This window comes from Pseudomonas sp. BNK-7 (assembly GCF_048072025.1).
GTDB classification, from domain to species: Bacteria; Pseudomonadota; Gammaproteobacteria; order Pseudomonadales; family Pseudomonadaceae; genus Aquipseudomonas; species Aquipseudomonas danubii.
This window is the reverse complement of record NZ_CP182252.1, coordinates 6,039,805-6,057,021: the sequence shown is the minus strand read 5'-3', so window position 1 is coordinate 6,057,021 and position 17,217 is coordinate 6,039,805. Positions and strand designations below refer to the sequence as shown.

Sequence of the window (17,217 nt, the reverse complement as noted above, 5' to 3'; positions counted from 1 at the left end):
ATCATGTATAAGGTGCCGGTTGGACTCGGGCAGGGGCAGAAGGTTCGAGGATGAACTAGTTGGGTAGCCTGCGTATACTTGCGCCCTTCAGTAATCCTGATTGAGTTATTTCGGCTGATTTCACGGAGCTCCCCGCATGTCCGGCAATACCTACGGCAAGCTGTTCACTGTCACCACCGCGGGCGAAAGCCATGGTCCGGCGTTGGTCGCCATTGTCGACGGCTGCCCGCCGGGCCTCGAGCTGTCCCTGGAAGACCTGCAGCGTGACCTGGACCGGCGCAAGCCCGGCACCAGCCGTCACACCACCCAGCGCCAGGAACCCGATGAAGTCGAGATCCTTTCCGGGGTGTTCGAGGGCAAGACCACGGGCTGTTCCATTGGCCTGTTGATCCGCAATACCGACCAGAAGTCCAAGGACTACTCGGCGATCAAGGATCTGTTCCGTCCGGCTCACGCCGATTACACCTACCACCACAAGTACGGCATTCGTGATTACCGTGGCGGCGGTCGCAGCTCGGCGCGGGAAACCGCCATGCGCGTGGCGGCCGGGGCCATCGCCAAGAAATACCTGGCAAGCCAGGGCATCGTGGTGCGCGGTTACATGAGTCAGTTGGGCCCGATCGAGATTCCTTTCAAGACCTGGGATTCGGTGGAGGACAACGCATTCTTCAGCCCCGATCCGGATAAGGTTCCGGAGCTTGAAGCCTACATGGACCAATTGCGCCGGGATCAGGACTCCGTGGGAGCGAAGATCACCGTGGTCGCCGAAGGCGTGATGCCGGGCCTGGGCGAGCCGATCTTCGACCGGCTGGATGCCGAACTGGCTCATGCGTTGATGAGCATCAATGCGGTCAAGGGCGTGGAAATCGGCGCCGGTTTCGCCTGCGTCGCCCAGCGCGGCACCGAACACCGTGACGAGCTGACCCCGCAAGGTTTCCTCAGCAATAACGCCGGCGGCATTCTTGGCGGGATCTCCTCGGGGCAGCCGATCGTTGCCCACCTGGCGCTCAAGCCGACGTCCAGCATCACCACGCCAGGTCGCTCCATCGACGTTGATGGCAATCCGCTGGACGTGATCACCAAGGGCCGTCACGACCCTTGCGTGGGCATTCGTGCCACTCCCATTGCCGAAGCCATGATGGCCATCGTGCTGCTGGATCACCTGCTGCGTCACCGCGGCCAGAATGCCGACGTGCGCGTCAGCACGCCGGTACTGGGCCAGCTGTAATGGCGGTTCTGCCAGTCGCTACGGTCTGATGACCGTGGCGGCGCTGCCGTACTGGCGGCTTTCCAGTTTCTACCTGTTCTATTTCGCTCTGCTGGGGTCGACGGCGCCGTTTCTGGCGCTGTATTTCGATCACCTGGGGTTTTCCAGCGCGCGGATCGGTGAGCTGGTGGCCATTCCCATGCTCATGCGCTGCGTGGCGCCCAACCTTTGGGGCTGGCTGGGGGACTACACTGGCCGGCGCCTGGCGATCGTGCGTTGTGGCGCCATCTGCACCCTGATCTGTTTCTCGCTGATCTTCGTCAGCAAGAGCTACGCCTGGCTGGCGATGGTCATGGCCCTGCATGCATTTTTCTGGCACGCAGTCCTGCCGCAGTTTGAGGTGATCACCCTGGCGCACTTGCAGGGGCAGACCTCACGCTACAGTCAGATCCGTCTTTGGGGTTCCATCGGTTTTATTCTTACCGTGGTGGCTTTGGGGCGCCTGTTCGAGTGGTTGAGCCTGGATATCTACCCGGCGGCACTGGTGGCGATCATGGGCAGCATTGTGCTCAGCAGCCTGTGGGTGCCCAACGCCCAGCCTGTGGTGCAGGGGCCGCGGTTGGCCGGGGAGGGCTTTATCAAGCAGCTGCGCGGCCCCGGGGTGCTGGCCTTCTACCTGTGTGTGGCCCTGATGCAGATGAGCCACGGTCCTTACTACACCTTCCTGACCCTGCACCTGGAGCACCTGGGCTATACCCGTGGCCTGATCGGCATGCTCTGGGCTCTGGGTGTGGTGGCCGAGGTGCTGATGTTCCTGGCCATGAGCCGGATTCTGGCGCGATTTTCCGTGCGCAGGGTGTTGCTGGCGAGTTTTCTCTTGGCGGCTTTGCGCTGGCTGCTGCTGGGCAGCCTGGCGGAGCATCTCGGGGCACTGTTGTTGGCGCAGGTGCTGCATGCGGCAACCTTCGGCAGCTTTCACGCCGCAGCCATTCATTTTGTCCAACGCAGTTTCGGTGCTCGCCAGCAGGGCCAGGGCCAGGCGCTGTACGCCGCCCTGGCGGGAGCCGGAGGTGCCTTGGGCGCCCTGTATTCCGGCTACAGCTGGAACGCCCTGGGCGCCACATTGACCTTTAGTATTGCTAGCGTCGCCGCCCTGGCCGCAGCCGTTATCATTGCCACCCGCATGCAAGAGGAGTTGCCGTCATGAGCAGCCTGTCCGTCTACCACGTATCCAGCCCGGACCTGCCGAACAAGGTTCTGACCCACTTTGACGATATCGCTGCGACCTTGGCCGAACAGGGGATTGGCTTTGATCGTTGGCCAGCCTCGACGCGGATCGAGCCGGGGGCCAGCCAGGAAGAGGTGGTTGCGGCCTATCAGGAGCAGATCGATCGGCTGATGACCGAGCAGGGTGATGTCAGCGTGGATGTGATCAGCCTCAACCGTGACCATCCACAAAGAGCCGAGTTGCGTGCCAGCTTTCTCGACGAGCATCGCCATGACGAGGATGAAGTGCGGTTATTCGTCGCCGGACGTGGGCTGCTAAATCTGCACATCGACGACTACGTCTATGCCGTTCTTTGCGAAAGAAACGACCTGATTTCGCTGCCGGCGGGCACTGCCCATTGGTTCGATATGGGGGAGGAGCCGCACCTGGTCGCCATCCGCCTGTTCAGTAATCCCCAAGGCTGGTCGGCCAGCCTGACCGGCGACGCTATCGCCAGCCAGTTCCCACGCCTGGACGATTGAGCGGGAAGCGCTACGTCAACGGGCCGGTCCCACGCAAGGTGGGCCGGCCCGAGCAGGAAACCGAAGGTGGCTTACGCGGAGTGGTAAGTCGGCAAGGCAAAGCGGTTCTGGCTTTGCAGCATGGAAATCTGCGGCAGCTCACTGGCCTGTTCGGCCAAGTCACGACGAATTGCACTGATGACCCAGGACAGCTGGTCGGCGGCATGCAGCTGCGCGTAGGAAATCGAACGCTTGAACTGTTTGCCTTCGCTGTTACGCAGGGTGAGCAGGATGCCACCGTCAGGACGGGGTTGAGTGGTCACTTCGAAGTTGGAGAACAGGGAAGAAAACTTTTCTTGGATCAGGCTCATGTCTATCAGCTCCGTTAGCTCTTGAAGGGCAAGCGTGGAGTGATAGGTGCAGCGATTGTGCCAGTATTGTCTTTTTATAAAATCCTTATAAATCAATAGTTTATGATTTTTATGAAATTTCGATCTCGTGCAAATTGCATGAATGGCCATCGTGCATCCTGCATTTTGCAGGTTGGCGGCGATTGGCCGTGGGCGTGGCTACAGCGTTATGACCGCTGGCCCCGTGAGAAAATTCAATCGTTTATGGATGGGGCTGGAGGGCCCTGGAGATAACCGGCGGGGAGATACAAAAGTTTGCAAAAACTCCGTGTACAGGCCCGCGACGGCTGACGTATTTTCCAGCCTGTCACGCCGTTTCAATGCTGCCTCGGCGACCCGGCCGAACAGGTTTGAAAGGTGTTTCTGCGACATGGAATGTGTTGCGGCGCGATCCAGCGATCCTGCCCGACGAATAATAAGAAACAGGACGCCCTCCATGAACGGTCCCACTGCATTAGTGCCGGTGCTGTCAGCAGCGCTGCACTTGCCCTGCCTTTATCCCTTTGCGGGTGATCCCCGCAGTCTTCGCTTGCCGGTTGCCGAACCCTGGGTCGCCAACCCCGGTTGAGCCTTGCGCTGGCTGTTGCCAACGCCCGGCCTGGCCCGGGCACAGACCTTTGCTGTCGAACCGGAGCCACCATGAACAAGTACAAGAGCGACATGATCACCTGGGGCATGATGCTGCGAAAGGTGCCGTCCATTGCCAAGGCGCTACCTCGGGTGGTGCGAGGCATGAGGGCAGGGAACATCGACAACCCTGACCAACCCTGTGGACTGGGCTGGAGTTTCGAGCAGGCCACCCTGCGCAATCCCCAGGGGCCGGCCCTGTTGTATGGCGATCGGGTACTCAGTTACTCCCAGGTCAATCAATGGGCCAACCGCATCGCTGCTTACCTGCGGGAGCAGGGCATCGGCAAGGGCGATGTACTGGCGATTTTCATCGAGAATCGCCCTGAGCTGCTGGTCACGGTGCTGGCGGTGGCCAAGCTTGGCGGGATCTGCGCGATGCTCAACACCGCGCAGACCCAAAGTGTGCTGGCGCACAGCCTGGAACTGGTGAAGCCGGTGGGCATCATGGTCGGTGGTGAGTTGCTGGCGGCTTTTTCCGCAGTACGCGATCAAGTGGATATCGATCCGGCTCGCACCTGGTTCGTGGCCGATCAGGACACCTTCGTCGACCCTGGACCGACTCCGCAGGACCTGGTCAACCTGATGGCCGAGAGCGCCGGTTATCCAGCGGACAATCTGCTGCAGACCCAGCGCATCTTCTTCAACGACCCTTGTTTCTACATCTATACGTCCGGCACCACGGGCCTGCCCAAGGCGGGGATTTTCAAGCATGGGCGCTGGATGCGCACCTCTGCCGGTTTCGGCACCATCGCCCTGGATATGCAGCCCGGCGACGTGGTGTATTGCACCTTGCCGCTGTACCACGCCACCGGACTGTGCGTCTGTTGGGGCTCGGCCATCACCGGCGCCTCGGGGTTCGCCATTCGCCGCAAGTTCAGCGCCAGTCAGTTCTGGGACGATGCGCGTCGGTTCAAGGCGACGACTGTGGGCTATGTCGGTGAGTTGTGTCGCTACCTGATCGATCAGCCCAGCACTGCCCGGGATACCGAGCATGGCGTGTTGAAGATGATCGGCAATGGCCTGCGTCCGGGAGTCTGGAGCGAGTTCAAGCAGCGTTTCGGCGTCGGTCATGTCTGTGAGCTGTACGCGGCCAGCGACGGCAATATCGGCTTCAGCAATATCCTCAACTTCGACAACACCGTGGGTTTTTCCCTGATCCCCTGGGCATTGGTGGAGTACGCCCACGACACCGGGGCGCCATTGCGCAACAGCCAGGGCTTCATGCAGAAGGTCGCCAAGGGCGGTCAGGGCCTGCTGTTGGCGAAGATCGACGACAAGGCGCCGCTGGATGGCTACACCGATCCGGAAAAGAACCTCAAGGTGATCCTCAAGGATGTGTTCGAGAAGGGCGATTGCTACTTCAACACCGGTGACTTGCTGCGCGACATCGGTTTTGGCCATGTGCAGTTCGTCGATCGGCTGGGGGACACCTATCGTTGGAAGGGCGAGAACGTCTCCACCACCGAGGTGGAAAACATTCTCCTGGGGCACCCGCAAGTGGCCGAAGTGGTGGCCTATGGCGTCGAAATCCATAACACCAACGGCCGTGCCGGAATGGTGGCTATTACCCCGGCGGAGTCGCTGGCAACCCTGGATTTCAGTGAGTTGCTGCAATATGCCAGGCAGCAGCTTCCGGCTTACGCGGTGCCGCTGTTCCTGCGGATCAAGGTGAAAATGGACACCACTGGCACCTTCAAATATCAGAAGAGCCGACTCAAGGAGCAGGCGTTCGACCTCGAACGGGTCGGCGACGATCCGGTCTATGCCTGGCTTCCCGGGTCGGATACCTATGTGCAACTGACCCCGCAGATTTTTGCCGATATCCAGGGCGGGCGTCTGCGTTATTGATTCTGCCTATGGCGGCTCTTGGGAAAAAAGGGATGACAGGCTGCGGCCGGCTTGGGGAAACTAGCGCCTTTCCGATTTGCCGAACCTGGAGTTTCCGATGACCGACAAAAGCCGCCAGATGACTGAAGAAGAGGCCGCCCAGTTTGTCGAACAGGTATTCAACGTGGCCCGTCAGGGCGACGCACAGATGCTCGACAAGCTGGCGGCCAGTGGCCTGCCGGTCAACCTGCGCAACCACAAGGGTGACACCTTGCTGATGCTGGCCGCCTATCACGGGCATGTGGACGCCGTGCAGGTGCTGCTCAAGCACCAGGCCGATCCCGAGATTCGCAACGACAATGGCCAGAGCCCGATCGCCGGCGCCGCCTTCAAGGGCGACCTGGCGGTGGTCAAGGCCCTGGTGGAAGGCGGAGCTCAAGTGGAAGGTTCGTCCTTTGACGGGCGTACCGCGCTGATGATGGCAGCGATGTTCAACCGCACTGAAATCGTCACTTACCTGATCAGCCAGGGCGCCGATCCCAAGGCTTGCGACAGCAATGGTGTCAGTGCCCTGGAAGCTGCCAAGACCATGGGTGCGCAGGACACTGCCGCACAGCTGGAAAAACTCCTGGCCTGAGCCGTCAAGGTTCGAGGGGCGAGGGCGCCAGGCCCGCGTCACAGGCGTAGGTCTGGGGGCGCACTTTAGGCTATCCTTCGCGCCCTCGAATTTCCTTGTCTTCAGGATGTCCCCATGAAAACCGCCCTTATCGAACTCATCAGCAAAATCAGCTCCGGGTGCATGGGCGATGCCGAGATCCAGCAGATCGCCGACGAAGCGGCCCAGGCCTACGCCGATCCCCAGGCGTTCCTGGCGGCCAATCCGGACATCAACTACGACGACAGCTTCCCCATTCCCCTGGGCGAGTGGGTGGTGGTCGGCAGCCTGCCGGAGACTGTGCTGTTTCAGGCCGACACTTATGTTGATCTGTTCGCACAGATCGTCGCGTCTTTCGGCAAGGACGTGCCTTTCAACATCAAGCCCAAGCAGTTGGCGAAGATCGAAGCCTTGACGGCCTTGAACCGCATCCAGATCCAGATGGGCAGCATGAACCCGGAAAACGGCGGCTATGTGCTGATGAATTTCAGCCAGTTGCTGGATGACGAACTGCAGATGGTGCTGGTCTACGGCAATGACCTGCCGCGAGTGCTGGAGTTGTGTGCCGAAGTCGGTATCGCCGCAGCGCCGGCCCTGGAAGCGTTGAAGATTGCCGTGCACGTCTGAATCCGCCATAGCGGTGGAATAAAACGGAACCCTGATTCAGCGCGACTATCCTAAAGAGGCACACCTTCATTTGGGAGCGACACCATGGGTTCCACCTTCAATGGCCTGGTTGGCCTGATCATTCTGGCCCTGGATATCTGGGCCATCATCAACGTGCTGAAAAGCAGCGCTGAAACCGGGATGAAGATTGTCTGGGTGTTGTTGATCATCTTCCTTCCCGTACTTGGGTTGATCATCTGGGCCATTGCCGGTCCCCGAGGTAATGTCAGGCTCTGAACCAGGACACGTGACGAACAGCCCCGGCATCATGGCCGGCGATGGAAAAAAAGGGCCGCCAGGCCCTTTTTTGTGTGACTAAACATGCGTTGAACGAAATTTTCACAAGGCCTCAAAGACAATTCGCCGGCGTTTTTCCCCTGGTGCGAATCCCGGCAATCTGTTGTTCCAGAGCCGTAGGAGCTGGGCTTGTGGGGAGCGCCCACTAATCAATGGCAATGCCTTCAGTGATCGTGCAACATCTGCGCACCGCGTAATCCCCGTCGCCCTGGCGACAAAAAGAGGGCAGAACGCCACTTTTTCTCTGCAACTTAAACTTCCAATGGGTCCTAAAACCACATGGCAAACTCGGATGCCCTGAGTCAGCAGCGATCCTCGAATCGCCTGCTGCAACCGACCGTCAAATCCCATCTGGCCTACACGCTGCTGTGCGCGCTGGTCATGATGGTGATGTTTTCTTTGTTGCGCGTCGCGCTGTTGGTCTACAACCGCGAGATGATTCTCGACACCCCGGCTTCGACCTTCCTCGAAGCGTTTGCCAATGGGCTGCGTTTTGACCTGCGGCTGGTGGTCTACCTCAGCGTACCGCTGGTGCTGGCCATGCTCAGTGCCCGGGCCATGGCGGCTCGCGGGCTGCTGCGCTTGTGGCTGACGGTGACCTCCAGCATTGCCTTGTTCCTTGGCCTGATGGAGATGGATTTCTACCGTGAGTTCCACCAGCGTCTCAACGGTCTGGTCTTCCAGTATGTGAAGGAGGACCCGAAAACCGTGATGAGCATGCTCTGGTACGGTTTCCCTGTGGTTCGCTACCTGCTGGCCTGGGTCGTGGGAGCCTGGATCCTCAGCCTGGCGTTCAAGTGGGCCGACCGTGCCACTCGGCCTCGCGGTCCGTTCAGCGGTGGCAATGTCGGCGCACGCCAGGTTGCGCCCTGGTATGCACGTATTGCGGTATTCGTGGTCTGCCTGCTGATCTGTGTGGTGGCGGCTCGTGGCACCCTGCGCCAGGGGCCGCCGATGCGTTGGGGGGATGTCTACACCACCGAATCGAACTTCGCCAACCAGCTGGGCCTCAACGGCACCCTGCAGTTGATGGCGGCAGCCAAGGATCGCTTCTCCGAAGACCGCACCAATATCTGGAAGGCGAGCTTGCCTCAGCCGTTGGCTCAACAGACCGTACGCGACATGCTGCTGGTGCCGAACGACAAACTGGTGGATGCGGACATCGCCGCCGTGCGCCGTAATTACACGCCGGATGCGGACAAGACCCTGCCGATCAAGAACGTCGTGGTGATCCTGATGGAAAGCTTCGCCGGGCATTCGGTGGGCGCGCTGGGACGTCCTGGGGAGATCACTCCCTACTTCGACAAACTGTCGACACAAGGCCTGCTGTTCGACCGCTTCTTCTCCAATGGCACCCATACCCACCAGGGCATGTTCGCCACCATGGCCTGCTTCCCCAACCTGCCAGGCTTTGAATACCTGATGCAGACCCCGGAAGGCAGCCACAAACTGTCTGGCCTGCCGCAGCTGCTGAGCGCCCGCCAGTATGACGATGTGTATGTCTACAACGGTGATTTTGCCTGGGACAACCAGTCGGGGTTCTTCAGCAACCAGGGCATGACCAACTTCATTGGTCGCAATGACTTCGTCAATCCGGTGTTCTCCGACCCGACCTGGGGTGTGTCCGACCAAGACATGTTCAACCGTGGCCTGGAAGAGTTGAAGGCCCGTGAAGGCAAGGGGCCGTTCTACGCCCTGCTGCAGACCCTGTCCAACCACACCCCGTACGCATTGCCGACGCCATTGCCCGTGGAGAAGGTCACCGACCGCGGTAGCCTCAATGAGCACTTGACCGCCATGCGCTATTCCGACTGGGCGTTGGGCCAGTTCTTCGAGAAGGCGAGCAAGGAGCCGTACTTCAAGGAGACGCTGTTCGTCGTGGTCGGCGATCACGGTTTCGGCAACGAGCAACAGATCACCGAAATGGACCTGGGTCGTTTCAACGTGCCGATGCTGATGATTGCACCCGGTATCCAGGAGAAGTTCGGCCAGCGCGACCACACCGTGGGCACGCAGATCGATATCGTGCCGACCATCATGGGCCGCCTCGGTGGTGATGTGTTGCACCAGTGCTGGGGGCGTGACCTGCTCAACCTGCCCGAAGGCGACAAGGGCTTTGGCGTGGTCAAACCGTCGGGCAGCGATCAGACCGTGGCGCTGCTGACGGCGGATCGGGTGCTGGTCCTGCCCAAGGAAATGCCGCCCAGGCTGTACAAGTACGAGCTGGGTGCAACCCCTGGCGGCGAGCTGATTTCCGGAGCCGCCGATGAGGCGCAGCTCAAGCAGAAGCTGGAATCCTTCCTGCAGACGGCGACCAAGAGCCTGATCGACAACACCGCCGGCGTGGTCAACGGCAAGCCGGATTGACCCTTGGACTTGTCGGCGCTTGTAGAGCGTTGGCAAGACCTTGCTGATAAAGAAAACACCTCTGATGGGGTGTTTTTTTTTGCCTGTCGACAGATGAGGCCATTGATTTGTCTTGAGGTATTTCCCGTTCTTCTTGGGAAAAGTTTCTCGGTGATTAGTCGATTTCTCGCGTTTAAATGGGAAATTTCTTGGATTTTAGGATTCATCTGATGTTAGCCAATACAACAGACTGTAATGATCGCATCCGCTTCGGTCTGGACTGATACACGCAAAACTCCAGACCTGGAACGTAGCATTGATTATTAAATGGGGTGCTGGGTAGTACGCCATGATGATGGTTAAAGGGAGAGTTAAATGAAAAAGTTTCGTTTGGCGGCTGGTGTTGTATCGGCTCTACTCTTCGCGGCAAACAGTGCTTTTGCATATGATGTGCTGTTGAAGTTTGAGGGGAAGGTCGTGCCCACAACATGTCAAGTGGACGGACTTAATGAAATTGGAATGAACCCCGTTAGTACCGAGGCTCTTAAAGAACCAGGTGGTTACGCAGGTGAAAAGGTCTTTTTTATCAGCGTGTCGGGGTGTGATGGCACTAAGTTGAAAGGAATGTTTAGTCCTGATTTTTCTAAAGTTGACCATAAAACAGGCGCCCTTAAAAACAGTGTGCCCGATGGCTCCACGGCTATGATTCAACTGCTTGATCATGAAAGTAAACCTATTGATCTAATGCTCGATTCTATTAGTAAACCCTATTTTGCGCCTCTGTCTGTAAGTGCAAATGCCGCGCAATTCGTACTAGCTGCTCGGTACTTGGCAGGTGATGTCCCGGTCACAGCAGGTGATGTTAAAGCCGAACTAACCTTTGACCTTGTCTACGAGTGAAATCAAAGCCTTGAAGCCTGAGCTTCAAGGCTTAATCCTGTGAGCGATAGAGCCCATGTTTTGTTGTTTCTTTTCGCGTCTTATCACTTGTATCGCTATTTTGCTGTGCTCTCTCTCCGTCCAAGCCAGCGTGGTGGTTGATGCCACGCGAATTGTCTATCCAGCCAAGGAGCGCGAGGTTTCTCTCAGGCTGAGCAATCAGGGGCAACAAGCAGCGCTGGTACAGACCTGGATCGACGATGGCCGCGTCGATGCCAAGCCGGATGAGGTGGATACACCTTTCATGGTGACGCCGCCCATGGTGCGGATCGATCCCGACAAGGGGCAGTCGCTGCGGATTGCCTTTGTACCGTCAACTCATTTGCCCAAGGATCGCGAGTCGGTGTTCTGGCTCAATGTGCTGGATGTACCCCCATTGGCGAGTGCGCAGGTCGGCAATCACATGCAACTGGCGTTTCGTACGCGTCTGAAGTTGTTTTTCCGTCCTGCGGATCTTCCGGGAAGTTCCACTGAAAGCGCGGAGAAACTGCGCTGGAACTTATTCAGATCTGGCAAGGACACTGTCTTGCAGGTGCACAATGATGGAGCCTTTCATGTGTCTTTCAAGTCGGTTGAGTTAAAGCTCAACAATGGTCGGGCTCTAACAGTAAAAAGTCATATGGTCGCTCCAAAATCATCTGCTGATTTTGTTTTTGAAGAAACACCCAAAGCCTCGGATGTCGGGGTGGGTGTGATGTACGAATGGATCAACGATTTTGGAGCCAATATGCGTGTTGAGGCCAAGCTTAAATAATAAAGTGCTCCAGGAAAGTTCTTGGTTTTATCCCTTGCTTAATGTTCGTGCCGAGGCATTTGCCTCGGTATTTTCGTCATTGACCCATCGTACTGACTGTTCGGGCAGGTTAGATGAGTGCTTTGTCAAAAAAGTTGTTGTTAGTTATGAGTTACGTACTTGCTTGCTCTAGAAAGTGTTTGGTTGTGCGTGATGGTTTTATTCTGGGCAGCATGACGCTGATCGGATCGTGGATGGTTATTGATGTCAGCGCGGCTGACGAGCCGATTCGTTTCAATCCGGCGTTCTTTGGCAACAGTCGTGGAGAAACGCTGGACCTGTCCAGGTATGAGCAAGGTAATCCGCTGACGCCCGGGACTTATCGCCTTGATGTGTATCTCAATCAAAACCGGGTTGGGACTCAAGAGATCCTGCTCAGGACTGTGGCCGATGGTTCAAGGGTCGAGCCCTGCCTGCCACCCGCTTTGCTGGAGCAACTGGGCGTCGATTTCACCCGGCTGCCCGAGGACCAGGCCAACCGGGCCCGCGCCGCCGAGTGCCTGGGGCCCGACGAAATGGTGCCTCAGGGGCGCCTGGAAGTGGACATGGCCGACTTGCGCGCTGATCTGTCCATTCCTCAGTTGTACCTGAGCCGGACCCAGCGCGGTTATGTGTCTCCCAAAGAGTGGGATGCGGGGGTCAATGCAGGCTTTCTCGGCTACAGCAACAACCTGTCCGAGAACCGTAGCAACGGACAGCGCAGTCGCCAGTTTTATAGCGGCCTCAATACGGGGCTCAACCTGGGCCAATGGCGCCTGCGACACAATGGCTCCTACAGTTATGACGATCAGTCAGGTTCCGGCGGTCGCAGCCAGTACAACGCCTTGAGCAGCTATGTGCAGCGCGATATCACAGCGGCCCAGGCCCAGCTGACCCTAGGGGAGTTCTATACCCCCGGCAGTCTGTTCGACAGTTTTTCCTTTACCGGCGTACAACTGCGCAGCGATGAGCGCATGTTGCCTGATTCGATGCGTGGGTTTGCGCCCGTGGTGCGTGGCGTCGCCGATACCACCGCCAAGGTCAGCGTGCGCCAGGGCCAGAACCTGTTGCATGAAACTACGGTGCCCCCGGGGCCGTTTGCCATCGATGACCTGAACAGCGCGGGCTACGCCGGTGACCTCAATGTCACCATCACCGAAGCCGATGGGCGGACCAAAAGTTTTGTGGTGCCCTATGCCTCGATGGCCCAGTTACTGCGACCCGGCAGTTCGCGCTTCAGCCTGAGCGCCGGCCGCTACCGCGATGACAGCCTGGATACGCTGCCCGGTTTTGTTCAGGGAACCTATCAGTACGGCTTGTCCAATCTGTGGACCGGTTATGGCGGCAGTATCCTGGCTCAGGATTATCGAGCGTGGCAGGGCGGCGTGGCCTTGAGCACCTCCCTGGGAGCGGTGGCGCTGGATCTGACCCATTCCCAGGCCTCGGGCTTGAACGATTCAGAGGCTGACGGCCCCACGCAACTCAGTGGTCGCAGCCTGCGCTTGTCGTACAACAAGCTGATTGAAACCACTGCCACCAACTTCAGCGTGGCGGCCTATCGGTTCTCCAGTGAGGGTTATCTGAACTTCGACGAGTACGCTCGCCTGCGGGACAGCCCGTCGCAAGACCGGTCGTTCAAGCAACGCAGTCGGCTGCAGTTGAGCCTGAGCCAGCCGATAGGCGAGCGCATGGGGCAGCTGAACTTTTCCGGTCTGGCGCAGGATTACTGGCGTCGCGATCAGGGGCGGGATCTGAGCTATCAGGTGGGGTACTCCAACAGTTACAGCTGGGGAAGTTTCAGTTTCAGCGCCGCCCGCACCCGCAGCGGAGGGGGCAGCATGGACAATCAATACCTGCTCAGTATCAGTTTGCCTCTGGGACGCAGCCGCTATTCACCCTACCTGAGCTCGTCCATCAACTACGACGGCAGCGGCAATCACGGCGTCAATAGCTCCTTGAGTGGCAGTCTCGGCGAAAACGCCCAGGTCGGTTACAGCCTCTACGGCTCACGTGATCGTTATGCGGGGCAAAGCAACAGCAACTATGGCGGCAACCTGCGTTATGACGCGGCCCATGCCAACTACAACCTGAGCGCCAGCCGTGGCCAGAACTATCAGCAAGCCAGCTTCGCCATGCAAGGCACCCTGGTCGCCCACCCGGGCGGCATCAACGCCACTTCGGGGCAGGGCGAAACCATGGCCGTGCTCGAAGCCGCCGGGGCCAAAGGGGCTCAGGTCCTGAGTAACGCCAACACGCGGATCGCTGATAACGGTTATGCAGTCGTGACCGGACTTACGCCTTATCGACGCAACGATATGGCCCTGGACCCTAAGGGCACTTCCCGGGATGTCGAGCTGGAGATGACCTCGCAACAGACAGCTCCGCGTGCGGGGGCGGTGGTCATGCTGCGTTATCCGACCGTGGTGGGGACGGCCGTGCTGCTCAAACTGGTACGCGATGATGGCCAGATGATTCCCTTGGGCGCGCAAGTTCTCGGTGCCAATGGGGAGGTGTTGACGCAGGTCGGACAGGGCGGCCGAGCCTTTGTTCGGGGGTTGGAAGGTCAGGGCCAGTTGTTGATTCAGTGGGGGGCAGGGCAGAGTTGCCTGGCCTCTTATCGCATGCCCACCGACCCCTCCTCGAATGACGAGTATTACCAGCAATTGGAGTTGCCCTGCCATAAGGGCGGCGCAATCTTAAACAGGTAGGTAAGGGATGAGTATCAAAGTCCTGCTCAACAATCGATGGTCCTTAATGGCTTGGTTACTGCTTGCCACCATTCATGGCGGTCACGCTTGGGCCAATAAATGCATCGGAGAGCCATTGGCGACGCACTTCACCAGTGCCGATTTCGCCATGCTCAAGCCTCCGCGCGATATTCCGGTGGGCAGCACTATCCTGGTCAAGGAGATAGACCAGGGCAAAACCACCATGAACTGCAACGGCGATGGACTCTGGTTTGACTACGGCTTTGTCGGTGGCGCTACCAAGACCGCCTATGAACATGTCTATGAGACGGGAGTGCCTGGGATTGGCATGCGGATTTACTGGTACAACGAGGGAGGGGTTTATATGGACTGGCCCAGGTTCGAGCGTCGAATAACCCCCAACGCCTATTTACCACCGCACAAGTTCAAGTTCGAACTGGTGAAGACCGGCACCATCAGTTCGGGAAAGTTTATCGATCACAAGATCAGGATTTATTATCACAACCAACTGAGCAATGAGATTTTGTTCAATAACGTGTCCTACACCGCTCAGAGCAGGGGGTGTACTGTCGCCCGTCCGGTGCAAACGGTCACCATGCCCACTGTTCCACTGGGCAAGTTCAAGCCGGATGCCACTCCGATCGGCCCCAAGTCGTTTGCGATCGATCTTGAGTGTGACAAAGGCGTCAAGGTTGCCTATTACATCACCGGGCTCAACAGCAACCTGCATATTCTAAAAAATAGCGAGGGGAAGGGCATGGCCAAGGGCGTGGGCCTGTTCCTGGTACAAGGTGATGCCAGCAGCCCGATTCTGCAAGAGCTCAGCACCCGCACTGAATTCAAGACTTCGCAAACCACTGTCGATGGCGAATTGCTGAGTATCCCGCTCACCGTCTTTTATTTTCAGTACGGTCCGGAAGTAACGGCAGGCGATGTCCTGGCCAACGCCACGGTTACGTTCATGTATGAATGAACGGGGGTTCTTCACTCGTCTGTGAACCCTGCCCAGCGTCCTGTCGTCAGGACGCTGGCTGTTTCAGTAGTCAGTTCACGCTAAAGCGGTCTGGCTGATTCAAATCCTGCCCAGCAGCAATAACACCAAGAGCACCACCAGCACGACGCCGATGATTCCCGAAGGGCCATAACCCCAACTTCTGGAGTGGGGGAATACAGGCAGGCCGCCAATCAGCAGCAAAATCAGAATGACGATCAGAATGGTGCCCATGGTGGTTTCCTTGAATTGAATAGAGTTGAACAACACAGTTGTTCAAGGACAACTTGGCTTTATGAATAAAGCCAAGCGCTTAATAAATCCGACTCTGCGCCTATCGAGATAATTCCAAATTTTTTAATGCATTGCGCTGCCCGGGTTATTTCCTTTGCGTCTGTCATCGGTCGCGCGGCACCGTGCACCCGGCCAGTGGTTTGCCCGGGGCATTCAGCAGCCTGATGGTGCGTGGGTGGCGCAGGGGCCTTCGCTACACTGCGGCCCATCTTCCCCGGAACAACAAGGCAACTCTTATGCACAATCGCATGATGATCACTGGCGCGGGCTCCGGCCTGGGTCGCGAAATCGCTTTGCGCTGGGCCCGCGATGGCTGGCGGCTGGCCTTGTCCGATGTCAGCGAAGCGGGTCTGCAGGAAACCCTGAAACGGGTCCGCGAAGCTGGTGGCGACGGCTTCGTGCAGCGCTGCGATGTGCGTGATTACAGCCAGTTGACCGCCTTTGCCCAGGCTTGCGAAGTCAAGTTCGGCGGCATCGACATCATCGTCAACAACGCCGGTGTGGCTTCGGGCGGTTTCTTCAGCGAGCTGTCCCTGGAGGATTGGGACTGGCAGATCGCGATCAACCTGATGGGCGTGGTCAAGGGCTGCAAGGCCTTTCTGCCGCTGCTGGAACAGAGCAAGGGCAAGATCATCAACATCGCCTCCATGGCCGCCTTGATGCAGGGCCCGGCGATGAGCAACTACAACGTGGCCAAGGCCGGCGTGGTGGCGCTGTCCGAGAGCCTGCTGGTCGAGCTGGCGCAGCAGGAAATCGGCGTGCACGTGGTCTGCCCGTCGTTCTTCCAGACCAACCTGCTGGATTCCTTCCGTGGTCCGACCCCGGCCATGAAGGCCCAGGTGGGCAAATTGCTGGAAAGCTCGCCGATTACCGCCGCCCAGATTGCCGATTACATCCACACCCAGGTCAACGCCGGTCAGTTCATGATCCTGCCCCACGAGCAGGGACGCATGGCCTGGGCCCTGAAGCAGCAGAACCCTCAGGCGCTGTACGACGAAATGACCCTGATGGCCGACAAGATGCGCGCCAAGGCCAAACAGAGCGCTCCTTGAGCTTGCTCCACCCCCTTGGCCTCGTTAGGGTTGCCGGCACCTGGCAATCCTGACGAGACCTTGCATGCTCAATTACCTGTGGTTCTTCCTCGCCGCGCTGTTTGAAATCGCCGGCTGCTATGCCTTCTGGATGTGGCTGCGCCAGGGCAAGAGCGCCTTGTGGGTGATTCCCGCCCTGATCAGCCTGACCCTGTTCGCCCTGCTGCTGACCAAAGTCGAAGCCACTTACGCCGGACGCGCCTATGCCGCCTACGGTGGCATCTACATCGTTGCGTCCATTGGCTGGCTGGCGGTGGTGGAGCGGGTGCGGCCCCTGGGCTCGGACTGGCTGGGGCTGTTGCTGTGTGTGATCGGGGCCAGTGTGATTCTGTTCGGCCCGCGCTTTTCCAACGGTTGAGCATCCCGGCCCAAAGGTTTGGGCCGGTCCAGGCATCAGTCGAACAGCTCCTTGGGCACGTCGTGCTTGAGCATCAACTGGCACTGTTCGCTGTCTGGATCGAAAACGATCACCGCCTGGCCCTTGCTCAGGGCCTGACGAACCCGCAGCACGCGGGTTTCCAGAGGCGTCTCATCGCCGTTATCGGTGCCCTCGCGGGTGACGAAGTCTTCGATCAGACGGGTCAGGGTGTCGACTTCAAGTTGGTCGTGGGGAATCAGCATGGGGGGCCTCCGAAAAACAATCCCGGATGCTACTG

General features: G+C 58.5%; 17 protein-coding genes. 14 read left to right on the top strand and 3 right to left on the bottom strand.

The window, feature by feature from the left end; all coding sequences use genetic code 11:
• Window positions 1–136 precede the first annotated feature (136 nt).
• Genes aroC through ACMGF8_RS27150 form a run of 3 tightly spaced genes read left to right on the top strand, consistent with a single transcriptional unit; the run spans window position 137 to window position 2,956 of the window.
• Window positions 137–1,228 (top strand): chorismate synthase, encoded by a 1,092-nt coding sequence (aroC, locus tag ACMGF8_RS27160; protein WP_102860816.1) that lies wholly within the window; start codon window positions 137–139, stop codon window positions 1,226–1,228.
• 28 nt (window positions 1,229–1,256) lie between these two features.
• Window positions 1,257–2,414 (top strand): MFS transporter, encoded by a 1,158-nt coding sequence (locus ACMGF8_RS27155; protein WP_416760386.1) that lies wholly within the window; start codon window positions 1,257–1,259, stop codon window positions 2,412–2,414.
• On the top strand, window positions 2,411–2,956 hold the full coding sequence (locus ACMGF8_RS27150) for a 1,2-dihydroxy-3-keto-5-methylthiopentene dioxygenase (protein WP_102860817.1): 546 nt from the start codon (window positions 2,411–2,413) through the stop codon (window positions 2,954–2,956). The genes ACMGF8_RS27155 and ACMGF8_RS27150 overlap by 4 nt, the downstream gene beginning before the upstream one ends.
• Window positions 2,957–3,027: 71 nt before the next feature.
• On the opposite strand, the gene ACMGF8_RS27145 is transcribed toward ACMGF8_RS27150, so the two are convergent.
• A complete protein-coding gene (locus ACMGF8_RS27145; protein ID WP_019093389.1) occupies window positions 3,028–3,306 on the bottom strand; it encodes a DUF3509 domain-containing protein in 279 nt (92 codons plus the stop codon).
• Window positions 3,307–3,984: 678 nt separating this feature from the next.
• On the opposite strand from ACMGF8_RS27145, the gene ACMGF8_RS27140 reads away from it, so the two are divergent.
• From ACMGF8_RS27140 to ACMGF8_RS27100, 9 genes are all read left to right on the top strand, one after another.
• Window positions 3,985–5,823: a long-chain-acyl-CoA synthetase gene (locus tag ACMGF8_RS27140; protein ID WP_102860818.1), complete on the top strand. Its 1,839-nt coding sequence runs from the start codon at window positions 3,985–3,987 to the stop codon at window positions 5,821–5,823.
• Between the two features lie 97 nt (window positions 5,824–5,920).
• Window positions 5,921–6,439: an ankyrin repeat domain-containing protein gene (locus ACMGF8_RS27135; RefSeq protein WP_102860819.1), complete on the top strand. Its 519-nt coding sequence runs from the start codon at window positions 5,921–5,923 to the stop codon at window positions 6,437–6,439.
• Between the two features lie 114 nt (window positions 6,440–6,553).
• The gene (locus ACMGF8_RS27130) at window positions 6,554–7,084 is read left to right on the top strand and encodes a hypothetical protein (protein WP_102860820.1); all 531 of its coding nucleotides are present in this window, start codon (window positions 6,554–6,556) and stop codon (window positions 7,082–7,084) included.
• Window positions 7,085–7,168: 84 nt separating this feature from the next.
• Entirely contained in the window at window positions 7,169–7,360 is a 192-nt protein-coding gene (locus tag ACMGF8_RS27125; protein ID WP_102860821.1) for a PLDc N-terminal domain-containing protein, read from the top strand.
• Between the two features lie 339 nt (window positions 7,361–7,699).
• Window positions 7,700–9,787 (top strand): LTA synthase family protein, encoded by a 2,088-nt coding sequence (locus ACMGF8_RS27120; RefSeq protein ID WP_115580667.1) that lies wholly within the window; start codon window positions 7,700–7,702, stop codon window positions 9,785–9,787.
• 354 nt (window positions 9,788–10,141) lie between these two features.
• Entirely contained in the window at window positions 10,142–10,666 is a 525-nt protein-coding gene (locus ACMGF8_RS27115) for a fimbrial protein (RefSeq protein ID WP_102860823.1), read from the top strand.
• A 55-nt stretch (window positions 10,667–10,721) separates the two neighbouring features.
• The gene (locus ACMGF8_RS27110) at window positions 10,722–11,459 is read left to right on the top strand and encodes a fimbria/pilus periplasmic chaperone (RefSeq protein WP_416757866.1); all 738 of its coding nucleotides are present in this window, start codon (window positions 10,722–10,724) and stop codon (window positions 11,457–11,459) included.
• Window positions 11,460–11,692: 233 nt separating this feature from the next.
• Entirely contained in the window at window positions 11,693–14,185 is a 2,493-nt protein-coding gene (locus ACMGF8_RS27105) for a fimbria/pilus outer membrane usher protein (RefSeq protein WP_240322033.1), read from the top strand.
• 7 nt (window positions 14,186–14,192) lie between these two features.
• The gene (locus tag ACMGF8_RS27100; RefSeq protein WP_060844319.1) at window positions 14,193–15,158 is read left to right on the top strand and encodes a fimbrial protein; all 966 of its coding nucleotides are present in this window, start codon (window positions 14,193–14,195) and stop codon (window positions 15,156–15,158) included.
• Between the two features lie 99 nt (window positions 15,159–15,257).
• On the opposite strand, the gene ACMGF8_RS27095 is transcribed toward ACMGF8_RS27100, so the two are convergent.
• Window positions 15,258–15,410 carry a DUF3309 family protein gene (locus ACMGF8_RS27095; RefSeq protein WP_007945780.1) on the bottom strand — a complete coding sequence of 51 codons (153 nt, stop codon included), beginning with the start codon at window positions 15,408–15,410 and terminating at the stop codon, window positions 15,258–15,260.
• Between the two features lie 296 nt (window positions 15,411–15,706).
• On the opposite strand from ACMGF8_RS27095, the gene ACMGF8_RS27090 reads away from it, so the two are divergent.
• Both ACMGF8_RS27090 and ACMGF8_RS27085 read left to right on the top strand, forming a co-directional pair.
• Window positions 15,707–16,522, top strand: coding sequence for an SDR family oxidoreductase (locus tag ACMGF8_RS27090; protein WP_102860826.1), 816 nt, complete (start codon window positions 15,707–15,709; stop codon window positions 16,520–16,522).
• Window positions 16,523–16,586: 64 nt separating this feature from the next.
• Window positions 16,587–16,919 carry a YnfA family protein gene (locus ACMGF8_RS27085; protein WP_102860827.1) on the top strand — a complete coding sequence of 111 codons (333 nt, stop codon included), beginning with the start codon at window positions 16,587–16,589 and terminating at the stop codon, window positions 16,917–16,919.
• 35 nt (window positions 16,920–16,954) lie between these two features.
• Here ACMGF8_RS27085 and ACMGF8_RS27080 read toward each other — a convergent pair whose 3' ends face one another.
• Window positions 16,955–17,182 (bottom strand): YheU family protein, encoded by a 228-nt coding sequence (locus ACMGF8_RS27080; RefSeq protein ID WP_025127101.1) that lies wholly within the window; start codon window positions 17,180–17,182, stop codon window positions 16,955–16,957.
• Window positions 17,183–17,217: the final 35 nt, after the last annotated feature.